The 18,320-nt window shown below is 70.0% G+C and carries 8 protein-coding genes; 7 read left to right on the top strand and 1 reads right to left on the bottom strand.

Going from position 1 to position 18,320, the window contains the following annotated elements:
- Positions 1 to 137: 137 nt before the first annotated feature.
- The gene (locus ACGFNF_RS24225; RefSeq protein ID WP_393170863.1) at positions 138 to 2,081 is read right to left on the bottom strand and encodes an amylo-alpha-1,6-glucosidase; all 1,944 of its coding nucleotides are present in this window, start codon (positions 2,079 to 2,081) and stop codon (positions 138 to 140) included.
- A 42-nt stretch (positions 2,082 to 2,123) separates the two neighbouring features.
- On the opposite strand from ACGFNF_RS24225, the gene ACGFNF_RS24230 reads away from it, so the two are divergent.
- The 7 genes from ACGFNF_RS24230 to ACGFNF_RS24260 all read left to right on the top strand — a co-directional run bounded on the left by ACGFNF_RS24230 (position 2,124) and on the right by ACGFNF_RS24260 (position 17,674).
- Complete coding sequence (locus ACGFNF_RS24230) at positions 2,124 to 4,832, top strand: glucosidase (protein WP_393170865.1); 2,709 nt, start codon at positions 2,124 to 2,126, stop codon at positions 4,830 to 4,832.
- 639 nt (positions 4,833 to 5,471) lie between these two features.
- Positions 5,472 to 6,050 (top strand): TetR/AcrR family transcriptional regulator, encoded by a 579-nt coding sequence (locus tag ACGFNF_RS24235; protein ID WP_393170867.1) that lies wholly within the window; start codon positions 5,472 to 5,474, stop codon positions 6,048 to 6,050.
- A 447-nt stretch (positions 6,051 to 6,497) separates the two neighbouring features.
- Positions 6,498 to 7,205, top strand: coding sequence for an HAD family hydrolase (locus tag ACGFNF_RS24240; RefSeq protein WP_393170869.1), 708 nt, complete (start codon positions 6,498 to 6,500; stop codon positions 7,203 to 7,205).
- Between the two features lie 728 nt (positions 7,206 to 7,933).
- Positions 7,934 to 13,099, top strand: a complete 5,166-nt coding sequence (locus ACGFNF_RS24245) for a DNRLRE domain-containing protein (protein WP_393170871.1) — start codon at positions 7,934 to 7,936, stop codon at positions 13,097 to 13,099.
- Positions 13,096 to 15,693, top strand: a complete 2,598-nt coding sequence (locus ACGFNF_RS24250; protein ID WP_393170873.1) for a hypothetical protein — start codon at positions 13,096 to 13,098, stop codon at positions 15,691 to 15,693. The genes ACGFNF_RS24245 and ACGFNF_RS24250 overlap by 4 nt, the downstream gene beginning before the upstream one ends.
- Before the next feature lie 211 nt (positions 15,694 to 15,904).
- Positions 15,905 to 16,360: a hypothetical protein gene (locus tag ACGFNF_RS24255; RefSeq protein ID WP_393170876.1), complete on the top strand. Its 456-nt coding sequence runs from the start codon at positions 15,905 to 15,907 to the stop codon at positions 16,358 to 16,360.
- A gap of 678 nt (positions 16,361 to 17,038) precedes the next feature.
- Positions 17,039 to 17,674, top strand: coding sequence for a hypothetical protein (locus tag ACGFNF_RS24260; protein ID WP_357578685.1), 636 nt, complete (start codon positions 17,039 to 17,041; stop codon positions 17,672 to 17,674).
- The last annotated feature ends 646 nt before the right edge of the window (positions 17,675 to 18,320 follow it).

Below are 18,320 nucleotides of genomic sequence, written 5' to 3' on the forward strand. Positions count from 1 at the left end.
CGGCCCCCTTGAGTTGTCCCCGAGTGCGCGCCGCCGACACCGGAGCGGTGCCCGTGACGGTCGGGACTGGATCGGGACCCATCCTGCTGGCGGCTGGCTAACCGCCGGAGACGCCGCCGTTGCGGTCGTGTAAAGCGCTACCGGCCGTTCCTGCGGGCGCGCAGCAGTTCGGCGACCGACCACGCCTGGAACGGGCACCCGGTGGCGGCGTGCGGCGCGAGTCCGTCGGCCGTCTCACTCACCGATCCTAGGCCATATTCGGTCAGATGTGTCTCGATGCCGACGAAAAGGTCATCGACCGGCATCTTGGCCCGTCGGGCGGCATCGGCGTACGGGCCGAGCAGCCACGGCCAGACGGTGCCCTGGTGGTAGGCGCCGTCCCGCTCGGCCGGACCGCCCCGGTGCCGCCCGACGAACTCGGGTGCGTCGGGGGAGAGGCTGCGCGGGCCCAGCGGTGTGAGCAGCCCGCCGGCGACCCGGCGCACGGTGGGCTCGTCGGGCTCCAGCGGGGCGTACGGCAGCGACCAGGCCAGCAGCTGGTTGGGGCGCAGCAGGTCGTCGTCGTGCTGCGCGGCCCCACCCAGCGGGTACGCCGGCGCGGGCGCGTCCACCACGTCGTGCAGCCAGCCCGTCGGGGCCGGGAACCGGTGCCGGAACGCGGCGCCGGCCCGCTCGTGCAGCCGCCACAGCTCGCCCGCGTCCCGCCCCGCCAGCTCGGTCAGCTCGGCCAGGCCCGCCAGCCCGTTGACCCAGAGCGCGTTGACCTCCACCGGCTTGCCCGTACGCGGGGTGACCGGCACCCCGTACACCCGGGCGTCCATCCAGGTCAGCGCCGTGCCCGGGGTGCCGCCCTGGGTGAGCAGCCCGTCGGCCGGGTCGACGGCGATGCCGAACCGGGTGCCGGCGAGGTGCGCGTCGACCACCCCGTGCAGCGCGGGCAGCAGCTCGTCGCCGAGGTCGGTGTCACCGGTGACGGTGACGTGCCGGCTGACCGCGTGCAGGAACCACAGGGTCGCGTCGACGGTGTTGTACTCGACCCGCCCGGTGTCGGCGGTGTTGGCGAGCATCCCCTCCGACAGCGTCGCCGCGTACGCCCGCAGCAGCTCCCGGCCCTCGTCGGCCCGGTTGGTGCAGAGGAACAGCCCCTCGTAGGAGATCATCGTGTCCCGCGACCAGGCGCCGAACCACGGGTAGCCGGCCACCACGTCCGGCCCGGTGGAGGTGCGGACCACGAACGCGTCGGCGGCCAGCGCGAGCGTCGCCTCGACCGGGTCGGCCGGCTTCGCCGCGGCCACCACCCGCCGGTTGCGGGCCCGGGCCGCCGCGACCACCTCGGTCGCCGGCGGCGGCTCCTCGGCCAGCTCACCGGCCCAGGCGAGCACCGACACCGTGTCGCCCGGGCGCTCCAGCTCGCCCGAGAACCGGCCCGCGTACCAGAGGTCCTCGTCGGGGTTCAGGCCCCGCGCCGCCTCCTCCCGGTGGTGCGCGCCGAGCCACCACTGTCCCTGGGGGGTCCAGTCCGGCCCGGCGAGCCGGAACGAGCCCTCGACCACCGCCCCGCCCGGCACCGGCTCCACCCGTGGGGCCGGGCCGTCGGCGCGGCGCTCGCCGTGCGCGTCCCGCCAGGTGCAGGCCGCCGCGAGTTCGAGCCGCACCGGCCCGCCGGAGACGAGCCGGTGCACGACGGCCATGCAGGAGCGGCCGTGCGTCATCGCCAGCTCCCGCTCGATGACCACGTCGCCGACGCGCCAGCGCCACCGGGGCAGGCCGTCGGTCAGGTCGAAGCGCTCCAGCAGCTCGAAGCCGCGCGGGTCGACGTCGCCGGAGGCCCACTCGTGCGCGCCCAGGCGCACCCGGGCACCGGAGGGGAACAGCACGGCCGGGTCCAGGCCGACCAGTCCCACGCGGCGGGACGCCGGCGTCTCGCCGGCCACCACGAGCAGCCCGTGGTACCGGCGGGTGCGCAGCCCGCTGACCGTGCCGGTGGCGTAGCCGCCGAGACCGTCGGTGACCAGCCACTCCCGGGCGGTGCCGCCGGTCAGGTCGCCGCACACCTGCGGGCCGAAGCGAATGTCGATCAACTTTCCTCCACCGGCGGCGGGGTGCAACACGCCACGACGAGAATGGCTCCTGTGGTGAAGTCCCCCGTCGGCGTCGAAGATGTGCGAGTGATCACCGACGTGCCGCCCCCCGACGACTCCGCGCCCGACCCCGAACGGCTCCGGCTGGCTCAGGCCGACGCCGGGGAACAGGACTGGCGCGCATGGGGTCCCTATCTGTCCGAGCGGGCGTGGGGGACGGTACGGGAGGACTACAGCGAGCACGGTACGGCCTGGGACTACTTCCCGCACGACCACGCGCGGTCCAGAGCCTACCGCTGGAGCGAGGACGGCATGGCGGGCGTCTGCGACGACCGGCAGACGTTCTGCTTCGCCCTCGCCCTGTGGAACGGCAGTGACCCGATCCTCAAGGAGCGGATGTTCGGCCTCGGCGGCGACGGCGGCAACCACGGCGAGGACGCCAAGGAGTACTGGTGGTACGAGGACTCCACCCCCACCCACTCGTGGATGCGCTGGCGCTACCACTACCCGCAGGCCGCCTTCCCGTACGACGAACTGGTCGCGGTGAACGCGCTGCGCGGCCGGGACGACACCGAGTACGAGCTGGTCGACACCGGCATCTTCGACGACGACCGGTACTGGGCGGTGACGGTCGACTACGCCAAGGCCACCCCGACGGACCTGTGCGTCGTCGTCACCGTCGCCAACCGGGGCGACCGGGCGGCCACCCTGCACGTGCTGCCCACCCTCTGGTTCCGCAACACCTGGGCGTGGGGGCTGCCCGGCGGCGACCGGGTGCCCCGGCTGGTCGGCGAGGGATCGCGGCTCGTCGGCGAGCACCGGGTGCTCGGTCAGCTGCTGCTGGAGGGCGACGGGGAGCCCACGCCGCTGCTCTGCGACAACGACACCAACGCCGAACGGCTCTGGGGGCTGCCCGGCCGCTCGGCCTACCCGAAGGACGGCATCAACGACCACGTGGTCGACGGCGCCCCGACGGTCAACCCCGCCCGGGAGGGCACCAAGGGCGCGCTGCACTACGTGCTGGACGTGCCGGCCGGGGCGCAGCGGCGGATCCGACTGCGGCTGACCCGTACCGCCCCACCGCCCGGCGGCGCCCCGCCCCCGCCGGCGGACCTGGGTGACGGCTTCGACGCGGTGGTGTGGGCCCGGCGGGCGGAGGCGAACCGGTTCTTCGCCGGCGTCATCCCGGCCGCCGCGACGCCGGACGAGACCCTCATCGCCCGGCAGGCGATCGCCGGGCTCATGTGGGGCAAGCAGTTCTACCACTTCGACGTCAAGCGCTGGCTGGAGGGCGATCCCGGCTCCGCGCCCCCGCCCTCGGGCCGCCGGCACGGGCGCAACAGCGCCTGGTGGCACATGGCGAGCTTCGACGTTATCTCCATGCCCGACCCGTGGGAATATCCCTGGTACGCGGCCTGGGACCTGGCCTTCCACTGCGTCAGCATCGCCCGGGTCGACCCCGGCTTCGCCAAGGAGCAACTGCTGCTCCTGCTCCGCGAGTGGTACCTGCACCCCAACGGCCAGATCCCGGCGTACGAGTGGGCGTTCGGCGACGTGAACCCGCCGGTGCACGCGTGGGCGGCGCTGAAGGTCTTCGAGATCGACGGCAGCCGGGACCACGACTTCCTGGCCCGGGTGATGCACAAGCTGCTGCTCAACTTCACCTGGTGGGTCAACCGCAAGGACACCGGCGGCAACAACGTCTTCGAGGGCGGCTTCCTCGGGCTGGACAACGTCGGCCCGTTCGACCGGTCGGCGGCGCTGCCCGTGGCCGGGGTGCTGGAGCAGTCCGACGGCACCGGCTGGATGGGCATGTACGCGCTGAACCTGCTGGACATCGCCGTCGTGCTTGCCGAGCACGACCGCACCTGGGTCGACACCGCCACCAAGTTCTTCGAGCACTTCGCCTACATCGCCGCCGCCGCGTACGAGCAGGGGCTGTGGGACGCCGAGGACGCGTTCTTCTACGACGTGCTGCGCCTCGCCGACGGCTCGAAGGTGCCCCTGAAGGTCCGCTCGGTCGTCGGCCTGCTGCCCCTGGCCGCGACGACCCGGCTCACCGCCCACACCCTGCACCGGCTGCCCGAGCTGCACGCCCGGCTGCGCTGGTTCCTCGCCAACCGCCCCGAGTACGCCGACGTCATCGGCGCCCGACGGCTCGGCCCCGACGGCCGCCAGCACCGGCTGCTGTCCATGGTCGGCCCGGAGCAGATCGCCCGGCTGCTCGCCCGGATGCTCGACACCGACGAGTTCCTCTCCGAGTACGGCCTGCGCACGCTGTCCCGGGCCCACCTCGACAAGCCGTTCTCGGTGACCCTCGGCGGCCAGGAGTTCAGCGTCGGCTACGAGCCGGCCGAGTCGACAAGCGGCCTGTTCGGGGGCAACTCGAACTGGCGCGGCCCGATCTGGATGCCGACCAACTTCCTGCTGATCAGCGCGCTGCGCGACTACGCCGCCTTCTTCGGCGACGACCTCCAGGTGGAGTATCCGACGCGGTCGGGGGTGAAGCGGACCCTCGACGAGATCGCCGATGACCTCTCCGCGCGGCTGATCTCGCTGTTCACCCGCGACGGCTGGGGCCGCCGGCCGATCTACGGCGCCGCCCAGCTCTTCCAGACCCACCCGGACTGGCGGGACCTGATCTGCTTCCCCGAGTACTTCCACGGCGACAACGGCGCCGGGCTGGGCGCCTGGCACCAGACCGGATGGACGGCCCTGGTCGCCGACCTGATCCTCACCCTGCGCCGCTGACCCCGGGCGGGCCGTGCCCGCCGTGCCGTGCCCGCCGTGCCGCAGGCGGGGCCGTGGTTACGGTGCCGCAGGCGTGGCTGTGTCCGCCGTGCCGGACGCGGGCCGTGGTTACCGTGCCGTAGGCGGGTCAGGCCGCCGTGCCGGAGGCGGGGCCGTGCCCGCCGTGCCGGAGGCGGGGCCGTGCCCGCCGTGCCGGAGGCGGGGCCGTGCCCGCCGTGCCGGAGGCGGGGCCGTGCCCGCCGTGCCGGAGGCGGGTTACCGTGCCGCAGGCGGGTCAGGGCGGGGCCAGGCCGCCGTGCCGGCGCGTACGGGGGTCGGCCCGCCCCCGCTGCCATCGGCCTGTCCCGCCGCGCCCCCGTTCCGCCGCGCGTGGCCCGTCCTGGCTCGCTTCGGCCGGCCCGCTCCCCGAACGGTCACGGCACGGCGAGGCGAACGGGGCAGATCTTGGCAGGAATCGGCCCCTCTGGGGGCGCTCCGGTACCAAGATCTCTGGCGACGGCGACGGCGACGGCGACGGCGACGGCGACGGCGACTGCGACGGTGACGGCCACGGTGACTGCGACGGCGACGCGACGGGCGCAGAGTCGTCAATCCGTCGCGGATGCCTCACGGGCGGTGACGGTCGCTAGCATCGGCGGCGTGTCGCCAGCAGAGGAAGCAGACGCCGCGCCGGCCGAGCGGGAGCGCCTCGTCCTGGCCGCGCGCCAGCTGGCCGAGGCCGAGGGGTGGGCGGCGGTGACCCACCGCCGACTGGCCGAGCGGACCGGGATCGACATCGAGGCCCTCTACCGTCGCTTCCCGGACCCGGCCGCGCTGATGTCCGCCGTGGCGGTGCTCGGCTTCGCCGACCTGGCCGCCGCGCTCGCCGCCGCCCGGGACACCGCCACCGGAGGCGAACGCGGGCAGTGGCCGGCCGTGGTGACGGCCTACCTGGACTTCGCGTACGCCAGTCCCGAGGTCTACGACGCGATGCTCGCGCACACCTCGGACCTCACGCTGGGCCGCGACCCGGGGCCCGGGGCGCCCCGGGCGGCCTCCGCCGAGCTGCGCGCGGCCCTGACGCCACTGGCTGCCGGCCGCGACCCCGACACCCTCGCCGAGGTCGGGTGGGCGCTGCTGCATGGCACGGTCATGCTGACGCGGGGCGGGCGGCTGCGCCCGGACGTCCAGGAACAGCGTGAGGAAATGATCATGTCCGGTGTGTTCGCCGCCCCCTGACCCCGCAGCCCAACCCCGACCGGGCAGCCCAGCCCCCGACTCCCGACCCGGCGGCCCAACCCCCGACCCCGCGGCTCGGCCCGCGACCTCGCGGCCCGACCCCCAACCTCGCGGCTCGGCCCGCGACCCCGCGGCTCGGCCCGCGACCCCGCGGCTCGGCCCGCGACCCCGCGGCTCGGCCCGCGACCCCGCGGCTCGGCCCGCGACCCCGCGGCTCGGCCCGCGACCCCGCGGCTCGGCCCCCCGACTCCGCGGCTCGGCCCCTCCCCGGCCACAACCTGCGCGGCCTCGCCGCCCTGCCGACCGCTCGCAACTCGCTTGCCGCTCGGAATCTTGGACAGTTACGGTGCGCACCGCACGGCAACTGTCCAAGATCAGCTGGGTGCGCCCCCGCCAGCAGGGCCCGGAGTCGCATCGCGGGGAGGGATGGGGAGGGGGAGGGGAGGCATGGGCGACGCGATTCGCCGCCGCGACGGGCAGGTGCTCGTCTTCGACGCCGACGACACGCTCTGGGAGAACAACGTCCTGTTCGAGCGGGTGATCGACGACTTCCTGGAGTGGCTGGACCATCCGACCCTCGACCGGGCCGAGACCCGGGCCATCCTGGACGACATCGAGCGGGCCAACGCGGTCGCGCACGGCTACGGCAGCAAGGTGTTCCTGCGCAGCCTGGGGGAGTGCCTGGAGCGGCTGCGGCTGCGGCCCGCGACCGAGGCGGAGCGGCGCGAGATCGAGGAGCTGGCGGCGGCCCTGGTCGCGCACCAGGTGGAGTTGATGCCCGGGGTGGCCGAGGCGCTGGACGTCCTGGCCGCCCGGCACCACCTGCTGCTGCTGACCAAGGGCGAACGCGAGGAGCAGCAGCGCAAGCTCGACGCCTGCGGTCTGCTGCACCACTTCCGGGCCGCGCACATCGTGCCGGAGAAGGACGTCGACACCTACCGGTGGCTGGTCCGGGAACACGGCGTCGACCCCGCCGTCACGTGGATGATCGGCAACTCCCCGAAGTCCGACATCCTGCCCGCCCGCGCCGCCGGGCTGAACGCCGTGTTCATTCCCAACGACAACACCTGGGTGCTGGAGCACGACGAGCTGGACCCGGCCGACCCGGGCGTGCTGCGGCTGTCCGCGTTTCCCGAACTGCTGCGCCACTTCTGAGCCGCGGCTGCGCCACTTCTGAGCCGCGGCTGCGCCGCCGGGGAGCCGTGGCCGGGCCGCCGGCACGCCGTGGCCGGGCCGCCGGGAAGCCGCGGCTGCGCCGCCGGGGAGCCACAGCCGGGCCGTCCGGGGAGCGGCGGCGGCGCACCGGACACAATGGTCGCCTCGACGGGAAACAGCGTTGACCCCGAGGGGCGTGTTACGTCGACATGCCGCTTTTCCACCTTGACATCAATCACGCCGCCTCGGCCCCGGCTCGTCCTTGTCCGGGCCCCGGCGGCACGCCTAGCCTGATTCGGCGCTCACGGCCCTTCGGGGTGGGCCGGGAGCGTGCCGAAGTCCGGTTGCCGGGCACACGGAGCTGAGTGCAGGCGGCAGGCTCGCCGCGTCGAGCCCGGCGTGGGCGGCGTGCCACGCCCACGCGCTCACGCGGTGCGTCCGTTACGACGCCGGACGGCTGGGGGCAGGACCGGGGAGTTGCGGCCCCGGTCCTGGCACCCCCGGCGAATCGCCTCTCCGTCGCGCCGCCTGACGGCGGAAGACCCGCCGTCACAGAGCGCCGCCTGATTGCGGAAGACCCGCCGTCACAGAGCGCCGCCTTGGGCGTCGCCACCCGGTTCCGGTGGTCGCGGACAGCAGGTCCTCCCGGTAACTGGACGATAGCTTTCGGTGTGCATAACCCTCCTAGCTTCTACCCGTCGTATTGGCCCTTGACCGGAGGGTGACGGGTGAAGAGGAAACTGCGGGGGCCGCTGATCGCGGGCCTGGTGGTGGCGTTGGCCGCCACCGTGGGCGGGACCCAGGTCTTGTCGGACCGGAAACCGGAGAATGCCGCGACCGCGGCGAAGGACGACGGCCTGTTGTCCCGGCTCGGCGACGCGGCGAAGGGGCTGGTCGACGGCGGCCCGCGCTCGGCGCTGCCGGAGGTGGTCGGTGCCGGGCTGGCGGTGCAGGAGAAGACGCCGCCGGCGAAGGTCTGGCCGGCGCAGAAGCGGGTCAGGGAGGTCACCGGCAAGCGTACGAAGAACAGCCGCGTGTACCAGCTGTCCGACGGTCGTCTCCAGGCGGAGATCTCGGCCGTGCCGTTGCACTACAGGGACGGCAAGGGCCGGTACCAGCCGATCGACACCAGGGTGCGCCCGACGGGTGACAAGGGCTACGTCCAGGGAAACACGACCAACAGCTTCACCAGCCTCTTCGGCGACCGCTCGGACGAGTTGGTGCGGTTCGAACGGGAGGGCCGCAGCGTCGAGCTGGGGCTGGCCGGTGCGGCGAAGGGGGTCACGCCCCGGGTGTCCGGCTCGTCGGTCACCTATCCGGGTGTGGCCGGTGGCGCGGACGTCGTCTACGACGTGACGCCGACGGCGCTGAAGGAGAAGATCGTCCTGCACCGGGCCCCGGGCGGTGCGGCCTCGTACACCTTCACCCTCGACGCCACCGGGCTGACGGCGCAGCAGCGTGCCGACGGCTCGATCGCGTTCGTCGGCCTGGCCGGCGGTGAGCCGGTCTTCGTGATGCCGGCGCCGTTCATGTACGACGACCGGGACGACAAGGCGTCGCCGCACGGCAAGGCGTGGAGTGACAAGGTCACCCAGACCGTGGCCGGGTCGGGGGCCGCCACGACGGTGACGGTGACCGCGGACGCCGGCTGGCTGGCCGACCCGAAGCGGGTCTACCCGGTGGTGATCGACCCGACCATCCGGATCCAGCCGGTGCCGAACGACGCCCAGGACGTGCAGGTCTACTCGGGCAACCCGGACCACGAATACCAGAAGGACCCCACGACGTGGCCGTTGCGGGTGGGCACGGACACCGGGGTCTGGCGGTCGTTGGTGCGGTTCCCGTTGACCGCGGTGCCGTCCGGGACGGCGATCGACGACGCCCGGCTGGAGTTGTACTACGACCAGACCCACACCTCGTACGACCACGACGTGCTGATGGAGGCGCGTCGGGTGACGCAGCCGTGGACGGACGAGTCGGCGACGTGGAAGAACACGCACGAGAACATCGACGCGCAGCCGGCCGGGAACCTCGTGCAGCTCGACGACGGTGAGGCGGGGACCTCGGTCACCGGTTCGTGGGCGTGGTCCGGCAACCCGGACATGACCCGGCACGCGGTCGAGGCCGACTACCGGTTCAACAACGACGCCACCGTTGGGGACTCCCACACCTGGACGCCGACGATCACCGAGACCGGGGACTACAAGGTCGAGGTGCACTACGTGGGCGCGTCCGACCGGGCCAACCCCACCCCGTACACCGTGCACCACGCCAACGGGTCGTCGACGCCGTCGGTCAACCAGACCACCCCGGACAGCAAGGGGGCCTGGGCGACCCTCGGCACGTACCGCTTCAACGCCGGCACGGCCGGCCGGGTCGTCCTGCGGGACGTGGCGGGCAAGGCGGTGATCGCCGACGCGGTGCGGTTCACCCGCTGGGGCGTGGCGAACAAGGCGCGCGGCGTCTCCAGCGCGTGGAACTCGTTCGCCGTCCGCGACGTCGTGCAGCAGTGGCTCAACGGGACCCCCAACCACGGTTTCGTGATCAAGGCGGTGGACGAGGAGACCAAGGGGCGGGGCGGGCCGATCTACGAGGCCTCGGAGTACGCGTACCAGAACGACCGGCGCGACTACAACCTGCCGCGGCTGATCGTCACCTACGGCCGCCCGGGTGTGGCGGTGCACCCGCCGACCACGGTAACCGCCACCGGTGCGGTGCTGGCCTGGCCGCAGTATCAGGACCCGTCGTCGAACACCGGTGACGACGCGGTGGAGTACCAGGTGCACCGCAGCATCTACCAGGACTTCCGGCCGTCGGCGGCGACGCTGATCGCCCCGGTCGGCACGAGCACGTACACCTATCAGGACACCACGGCGGTGCCGACGGCGGCGGACAACACCGACCCGATGGCCCGCAAGTTCTACTACTACATGGTCGCGGTGAAGACCCGCGACGGGCAGGTCCTGGCCGGGCCGAGTCAGGCGGTCATGTTGCCGAAGGCCGGGCAGATCACCCGGATCTACCGCGACGCGGCGGCGGCCGGGGACACCACCGGCGCGAACGGGGTGGTCGACACGAACCTGTCGCTGACCCGGCGCACCGAGAACGTCGACAGCTACGTCGGGGACCCGTACCTGGGGGTGGGCAACAACTCGACGTACTTCGGCACCACCCGCAACCTGGTAAAGTTCCCGAGCCTGGCCGGCATCCCGGCGACCGCGCGGGTCGTGGACGCCCAACTGCGGATCTGGAACACCTCGCTGTTGCCCGGCGACAACCAGAGCGAGTACGTCGACGTCCACAGACTGACCCAGGGCTTCGACGAGACGACAGCCACCTGGGACAAGGCGAACGCCACCACGGCCTGGACCACTCCCGGCGGCACCTACGACACCACCTGGAAGGCCGGGTTCAACGGGTTCACCAACGACCCGGAGTGGGCCACCTGGGCGGTCACCGAACCCGTGAAGGGCTGGGTCGCCACCCCGGGCAGCAACCAGGGCTTCCTGCTGCGGATGCGCAACGAGGCCACCCAGACCGCGCGGGCCATGATGCTGTCGTCGGAGGCGCCCGAGCCGCTGCTGCGCCCGACGCTGGAGGTCACCTACCTCGAGCAGACCGCCGAGTCGACCTACCACGCGCCGAGCACCCCGCACCAGCTCGCGCCGGCCTCGACGTACACGGTCCCGGTCACCGTGTCGAACCCGACCGGCGCGGCGTTCGCCGCCACCGAGTGGGAGCTGACGTACCAGTGGAAGCGGGCCGACGGCCTGCCGGTGTCCGACCCCGCCATCCACGTGCCGACGCCGCTGCCGGCCGCCGTGCCGATCGCCGGCACGGTCGACGTCAATGCCCAGGTCAAGACCCCACCGCCGGCGTCGGACGGGAACAAGCGCACCGACTACGTGCTCGACTGGGAGCTACGCAACAAGGTCACCGGCAAGAAGCTCTCCGAGACCACCCCGGCGATCAAGGCGTTGCCGCAGAACATCGCCGTGGAGGAGCCGGCCTCCGACCAACTCGGCCTGGAGAAGTTCTACTCGTACGCGGGGAAGAACACCGGCGCCGGCGGCACCCTCATGAACAACCTGTACGCCGGCAACACCGTCTGGTCGTACGACGCGTTCAGCAACCCGTCGCGGGGCCTGTCGACCTTCGTCCGGCTGGCGTACAACTCGCTGGACACCAGTGACACCGTCGCCGGCTACGGCTGGTCGTTGCAGGCGTCGTCGATGATGCGCCTCGGCACGCCGCTGGACTTCCACCCCAACCCCAACCCGACGAAGGTCACCCTCACCGACGGCGACGGCACCAGCCACCGGTTCACCTGGAACGCCACCGCGAACGAGTGGACTGCACCCAAGGGCGTGCACCTGCACCTGCAGAAGCACAGCAGTGTCGTCTGCAAGCCCAACACGCAGGAACCGAAGGCGTGGCTGCTCACCAAGCCCGACCGGACGCAGTTCTTCTACGACTGCGAGGGCTTCCTGTCCAGCGTGGTCGACAACAACGGCAACGAGATGCGCTTCGTCTACGAGGAGCGCAGGTCCAACAACAAGCCGACCAAGTTCCTCAAGTACCTGCTCGACGCGACCGGCCGGCAGACGCTGACTGTCGACTACTACGCCAAGGGCCAGGCGTTCGACTACATCGACGACACCACCTGGACCCGACAGTCCGGCACCAACCTGACCAACCCGAAGATCATCGACCACGTCTCGCAGATCACCGACATCTCGGGGCGCAAGCTCACCTTCACCTACACCGACAAGGGCCTGCTGGGTGAGCTGATCGACGGCGCCGGCTCCAGCCAGCCGAAGACGTTCAAGTTCGCCTACGACATGACGCAGGGCAACAAGAACGTCAAGCTGGTCAAGACCACCGACCCGCGCGGCAATGCCACCGAGGTGGTCTACCACTACCCGCAGGCCGGCGACGACCCGAAGTGGCACTGGCGGACCAAGTCCTACGAGGACCGGCTCGACCACCTGACGCAGTTCGGCTACGTCGACCCGGACGCCACGAACGACATCCGGACCACGGTCACCGACGCGGAGAACCACGCGACCGTCTATCTGATGGACGGCTACGGGCGGCCGAAGGAGACGACCAACGCCAAGAACCAGACCACGAAGCTCGGCTGGGACGACGACCACAACGTGACCCGGCTGGAGGAGGCCAACACCGCCGTCTCCACCTGGGCGTACGACGCCAAGACCGGCTACCCGACCGAGATCAGGGACGCCGAGGCGGTGAGGAACGGTACGCCGGGCACGGTGCTGACCTACCAGCGCCAGCTCAACGGCTACGTCGCGGAGCTCACCGGGAAGACCAGCCCCGAGGGCCGCAAGCACACCTTCGGCTACGAGGCCGACGGTGACCTGGCCTGGGTGGTCGACCCGATGGGTAACACCACGACGGACCCGGAGGACTACAAGACCTCCTACACGTACGACGCGTGGGGCCAGATGATGACGGCGACCGACGCCAGCGGCAACGTCACGGTCAACAGCAGCTTCGACCCGAACGGCTACCCGCGGACCATCACCGACGCGAAGAGCAAGGCGACCACGTTCGTCTACGACGTGCGCGGCAACGTCCTGAAGGTCACCGACGCCTACAGCAAGGACACCACCCAGACGTACGACACGTTCGGCCGCCCACTGGAGAACCGTGTGCCGAAGGACCAGTCCGCCGGCGACTTCATCGTCACCCCGGCGCCGAAGTACGACCAGAACGACAACGTCTACGAGTCGTACGCTCCGAACGGCGCCGTCAGCAAGGCGGTCTACGACAAGGCCGACCAGGTGACCCACACGCTGGCCCCGGTCGACGTCACGGGTGACCCGGAGCGAAAACCTCGTTCACCTACGACAAGGTCGGCAACCTGGTGACCACCACCGAGCCGAAGGGCAACCTGACGCCGGAGGTCGAAGGCGACTTCGTCACCACCAACGGCTACGACGACATCTACCAGCTCACCAGCGTCGTCAACGCCAAGGGCCACCGGATCACCTACGAGTACGACAACGTCGGCAACGTCCGCAAGGTGATCGACCCGCTGAAGAACGCCTCGGCCGCGACCGACGACTACACCACTCTCTACGAGTACGACTGGTCCCACCGGCTGACCAGGACCACGGACGCGCTGGGCAAGTTCACCACCAGCACGTACGACCGGGACGGTCTGGTCAAGGCCACCACCGACCAACTCGGTAACACCACCGAGGTCACCCGCGACCCGCGGGGAATGCAGAGCCAGGTCAAGGTGCCGCACAAGAACGATGCCGGCACCATCACCTACCGCACCACGAAGTACGAGTACGACGAGGCCGGCAACCGGACCAGGGTGGTCAGCCCGCGGGGTGTGGCCACCACCGACGACCCGGACGACTTCGCCACGGTCACCGTCTACGACGAGCTGAACCGGGCAAAGGAGACCCGCACGGCGTACGACAAGGACGACGCCCGCTACAAGACGGCGGACGTCACCACCTACGAGTACGACTCCGTGGGCCGGCTGGCGAAGGTCAGCATGCCGCCGTCGGCGGGTGAGTCGGTCCGCAACGACACGACGTACAGCTACTTCGACAATGGCCTTACGAAGACCAGCAGCGACCCGTGGGACATCGTCACGTCCTACGACTACGACAAGCTCGGCGAGCAGACCGCGCGGACGGTGACGTCGGCGGGCGGATCGTCGAACCGCACCATGACCTGGTCCTACTTCCCCGACGGCAAGCTGAAGTCCCGCACGGACGACGGCGTGCCGGTCGGTAAGCAGGTGGTGCTGGTCGACAACTCCGACTTCAACAACACCTCCGCGACGGGCACCTGGACTGGGGCCACCTCGGCGACGAACAAGTACGGGCACAACTACGTCACCCGCCCGGCGGGAACCGGTACGAACACCTTCACCTGGCAGCTCAACGTGCCCCAGGCCGGCACGTACGAGGCGTTCGCCCGCTACCCGAGCGTGTCCGGCGCCGCGACCGACGCGAAGTTCACGGTCAACCACGGCGGCGGCAACACGGTGAAGACGGTCAACCAGACCGCCAACGCCGGCACCTGGGTGAGCCTCGGCTCGTACAGCTTCACCGAGGGCAACAGCCACAAGGTGTCGCTGTCCGACCAGGCCGGCGGCACGGTCGTCGCCGACGCGGTGAAGCTGGTCCGGAACACCACCGGCGAGACCGACAACGAGAAGGTCGACTACGCCTACCGGTACGACCCGAACGGCAACCTCCAGACCATCACCGACGCGTCGCCCGGAGCCCGGGTCGACACCTACACGGTCGTCTACACCGGGCTCAACCAGGTGCAGACGGTTACCGAGCGGAAGTCGGGGACGGTCAGGAACACCACCGCCTACACCTACAACGAGAACAGCGCACCGAAGACCACCACCCACGACAGCCAGTACGCCAGCTACGCCTACGACCCGCGTGACCTGGTGTCGACGGTGGTCAACGGCAAGTCCGCGACGGACCCGGACAAGAAGACCACCACCTTCACCTACACCGACCGCCGCGAGAATCTGACGGAGACGAAGGGCAACGGCAACACCGTCGACCACACCTACTACCTGGACGGGGCGCTGAAGTCCCAGGTCGAGAAGAAGCCCAACGGGACGTTGGTGTCGGAGCACACCTACACCTACGACCTGAACGGCAACCGCACCCGGGACGTCGCGAGGAAGATGAACGCCGACAACCATTCGGCGTACCTCGACAGCACCAGCGCCTACACCTACGACCCGCGCGACCGCCTGTCCCAACTGGTCAAGACCGGTCACGGCGCCGACACCGAGACCTACGTGCACGACGCCAACAACAACGTCATCAACCAGACGATCAAGAACGCCACGACCACCTTCAACTACGACCGCAACCGGCTGCTCACCGCCTCGACCGGCGGTGCGACCGCCGCTTACAACTACGACCCCTTCGGCCGTCTCGACACGGTCACGGCGGCCGGGACTGTCATCGAGCGGAACGTCTACGACGGCTTCGACCACGTCATCGAGAACCGCAAGACGACGAGCACGGGGACATCGCGGACGAAGTACACGTTCGACCCGCTGGACCGGACGACGACCAAGACGACGGACCTGGGCGGCGCCAAGGAGAAGACCACGACGTTCAACTACCTCGGTCTCTCGGGCGAGGTCCTGAACGAGGCGGTGGCCGGCGAGGTGACCAAGTCGTACCAGTACTCGCCGTGGGGCCAGCGACTCTCGCAGATCACCCACAAGGACGACGGCAGCGAAGAGGACGCCTACTACGGTTACAACCGGCACACCGACGTCGAGCAACTGACCGACGAGACCGGAGACACGAAGGCCACCTACGGCTACACGGCCTACGGCAAGAACGACGACGCGCAGTTCACCGGCATCGACAAGCCCGACGCCGCGGATCCGGCGAAGGAGCCGTACAGCGCCTACCGCTTCAACTCGAAGCGCTGGGACCAGAACTCCGAGTCGTAGGACATGGGCTTCCGGGACTAGAATCCCGGCCTCAACCGGTTCTTGTCGCGGGACAGCTACAACGGCGCCCTCGACGACATGCAGCTCGGCACCGACCCGTTCACTGGAAACCGCTATGCATTTGGCGGAGGAAACCCGGTGACAATGGTCGAGTACGACGGCCATCGGCCTTTGGGTGCGGAGGACGGCGCCCAAATCGGTGGCGACTCACATGCGCGACACAGCGATCGCCCTTCGAGTGCTGGACCTCGAAGCGATGTGCCCAGGTGCCGCCATCACTGCTAACCAGCGGTCGAATGCGGGTCCGGATCTGGTATGTTGGAATTGCGCCAGCATCGCGTCAGGGCACAAAGTGAAGGAAACCTGGGTTTGGGAATTCAAGGCGGCTGGTCAGTCCAATGCGGCTGCGGTGCAGAGCCTTGAGAGCGGGATGGCCGACGCCGCCAACGACCCATTGAACAAGAATCAGGTGGTCAAGGCTGGCCCGGCATTCCCGTCGCCCAACGTCGGCGTTGTGCCGAACGCCCCGAACGAGATCGTGACCGTCTATTCCGACCCTACCCCGCAACCCGAAGGAGAATGGCGTCGAGCGCTATACGGTGGAAGACAACGGGCTGCCGGTGCCTCTCAACGACCCTCGCCGACAAAAGGCAAACGAGGCCCATGATCTGGCGGCTACCAAGAACTACCATTCGAACAACCATCGTCGAATCCTGGAGATAGACCAGCCGGTGCAGGATGACCCGGTCAGTGGGTGGATAGTCGCGGGTCTCGTCGGCGTCGGGGCTGCGGCAGTCTGCTACTTCCTCTGCCCGGGCGTCGGCGTCGGTGCCGCGGGTGCCGGCGCGAGAGGCGGCGCGGGCCGGGGTGTAGAGCCTGGTCGTCGCGGTGACTACGATCTGGTCAGGTAGGCGGGTGAACGCGAAAGGGCAGGCGCTGTCGGTCTAGGTGATTCTCCCGTAGGGCGGCCCGTGCCGGGCCGCCCTACGGCAGTCCAGTGGTGTTCGTCGTTCCGGCAATGGAGGTCCCGATGTCGTCGGCGCTCGGCTCCGTGGCGATCGAAGAATGATGACGGCTCAGTCAAGTGCTCGTGCAGTTGGTGTCATCTGACGGAAGGGGCGTGATGGACAGGCGGTTCGTCGGGCAATGGCCGACTGGTCCTCAACCGTATGTGCCGACGGTTATGCAACTTACGGTTGAAGTCGAATCCGACGGGGGTTTGGCGCGCAGTCTCCTGCGCGAATGGTTCGAAGCTGGCCTTCGTGTCCTGGCGGCCAGCCTTGTCGGGAATTCGAGATCAGGCGCGGGCCATGGTCACTCCCTGGAGGGGCGGACAGGCGCCGCGATGTTCATTACCCCTTTCGAGGGGCGCGTAGAGTTGCGGCAGGAGTATTCGCCTGAATCTTGGCAAGGTTTCCTCGACGCGCTGATCAGGTTGCCCTCCTTCGCCTCGTTCGAGGCGCAGCAGCTTGGTCCTCAAGGGGTACCGAGCTTTCCGTCCACGGTCGTCTCCTGTGAGCGGGTAGACGGAGATCGTGCCTGGCTCAATTTGTCAATGGTGACCAAACCGCAGTTGCGGCGTAGTGGCAAACGGTGGGGTGAGGCGCTCTCCTTTCTGCGTGAAATGGCAGAGAAGGCGAACCCGTCGTATGGCGGAATTTCGTTCCTCGACACCGTCTTCAGCAGCCCCTTGGAAGCGCAACTGCACCTGAGGTCGCGCGATACGGTTCCAATCTCCAGGAGTCGGTTGCGCGGCTACGGCTGGATCACCATTCTCCCAGAAGAGGTCGGAGTGCGGTTGGGGGGAGTTGCGGGCCTGCGCGCTTCGGGAGCATTCGCCGAGGTGGCGGCGTTGGAGAACGGGGGGTTCTGGCTGAGAGCCACAGAGGATCTCGACAACTATCGTGCGCAGCAGGCTGAACTCGTGCGGAGTGCGCTTGCCGTCGTCCTGCCCAACGCTGGCATGGTTGAAGCGAGGTGATTGCCGTCCTCTCCGGGCGGGCGTCGGCAGGGAGTGCTCATGGGGGAACGGGCGACAGTTGGATACCTTGGCTTCGTCGCGATGCGACCGGCTCGCCTTCTGCCGAACGGTCGACCGGGCTGTGGGTGTTCCGGGATCCGAGCAGGACGGTCCGCTCACGGTCAGCATCGACCGGTCGGTGCCGGAGCTCGTGGGTCAGACCGGATGACCGGCCCCTTGTGACCGGGAGGGTGGGCTCGCCGCGGCGGCGGGCCCACCCTCTTCGTTTCGTCGCCGGACGGTTCCCGTCGCGACAGGCTGGCCGGGCCGGGGCGCCTCCGTCCAACGGGCGGCTGTTCCTCGAACGACTGCCGGTGACCAAGCCGGGCCGGTGGGCGCCAGCGGTCCATTCGGCTGCCTGGCGTGCCGCCCGCTGCGGTGTGGACTGTCGGCGGCCCCTCGGCGGTGTTTCACCTCACGGCGTCGGGTATTTTGGGCGCCTGGCCGGCCCGGGTCGACAGGAGGCCGTCACACCGCGTCAAGGATCGACGGGAGCGTTTCCCTGACAGATCTCGTTACGGAGACACGCCGCCGACTGACATTGATGTTAGTCACCATCTGCCGTTCTCCGCATGTCTTGTTCCGTGCGGAACCCCCCACTTAGCCT

The organism is Micromonospora sp. NPDC048868 (assembly GCF_043198195.1).
Lineage (GTDB): Bacteria > Actinomycetota > Actinomycetes > Mycobacteriales > Micromonosporaceae > Micromonospora > Micromonospora reichwaldensis.

Coding starts and splice junctions, on each gene's coding strand:
- ACGFNF_RS24255 (WP_393170876.1), top strand. CDS start 15,905: ATGCGCGACACAGCGATCGCCCTTCGAGTGCTGGACCTCGAAGCGATG.
- ACGFNF_RS24260 (WP_357578685.1), top strand. CDS start 17,039: ATGTTCATTACCCCTTTCGAGGGGCGCGTAGAGTTGCGGCAGGAGTAT.
- ACGFNF_RS24240 (WP_393170869.1), top strand. CDS start 6,498: ATGGGCGACGCGATTCGCCGCCGCGACGGGCAGGTGCTCGTCTTCGAC.
- ACGFNF_RS24230 (WP_393170865.1), top strand. CDS start 2,124: ATGGCTCCTGTGGTGAAGTCCCCCGTCGGCGTCGAAGATGTGCGAGTG.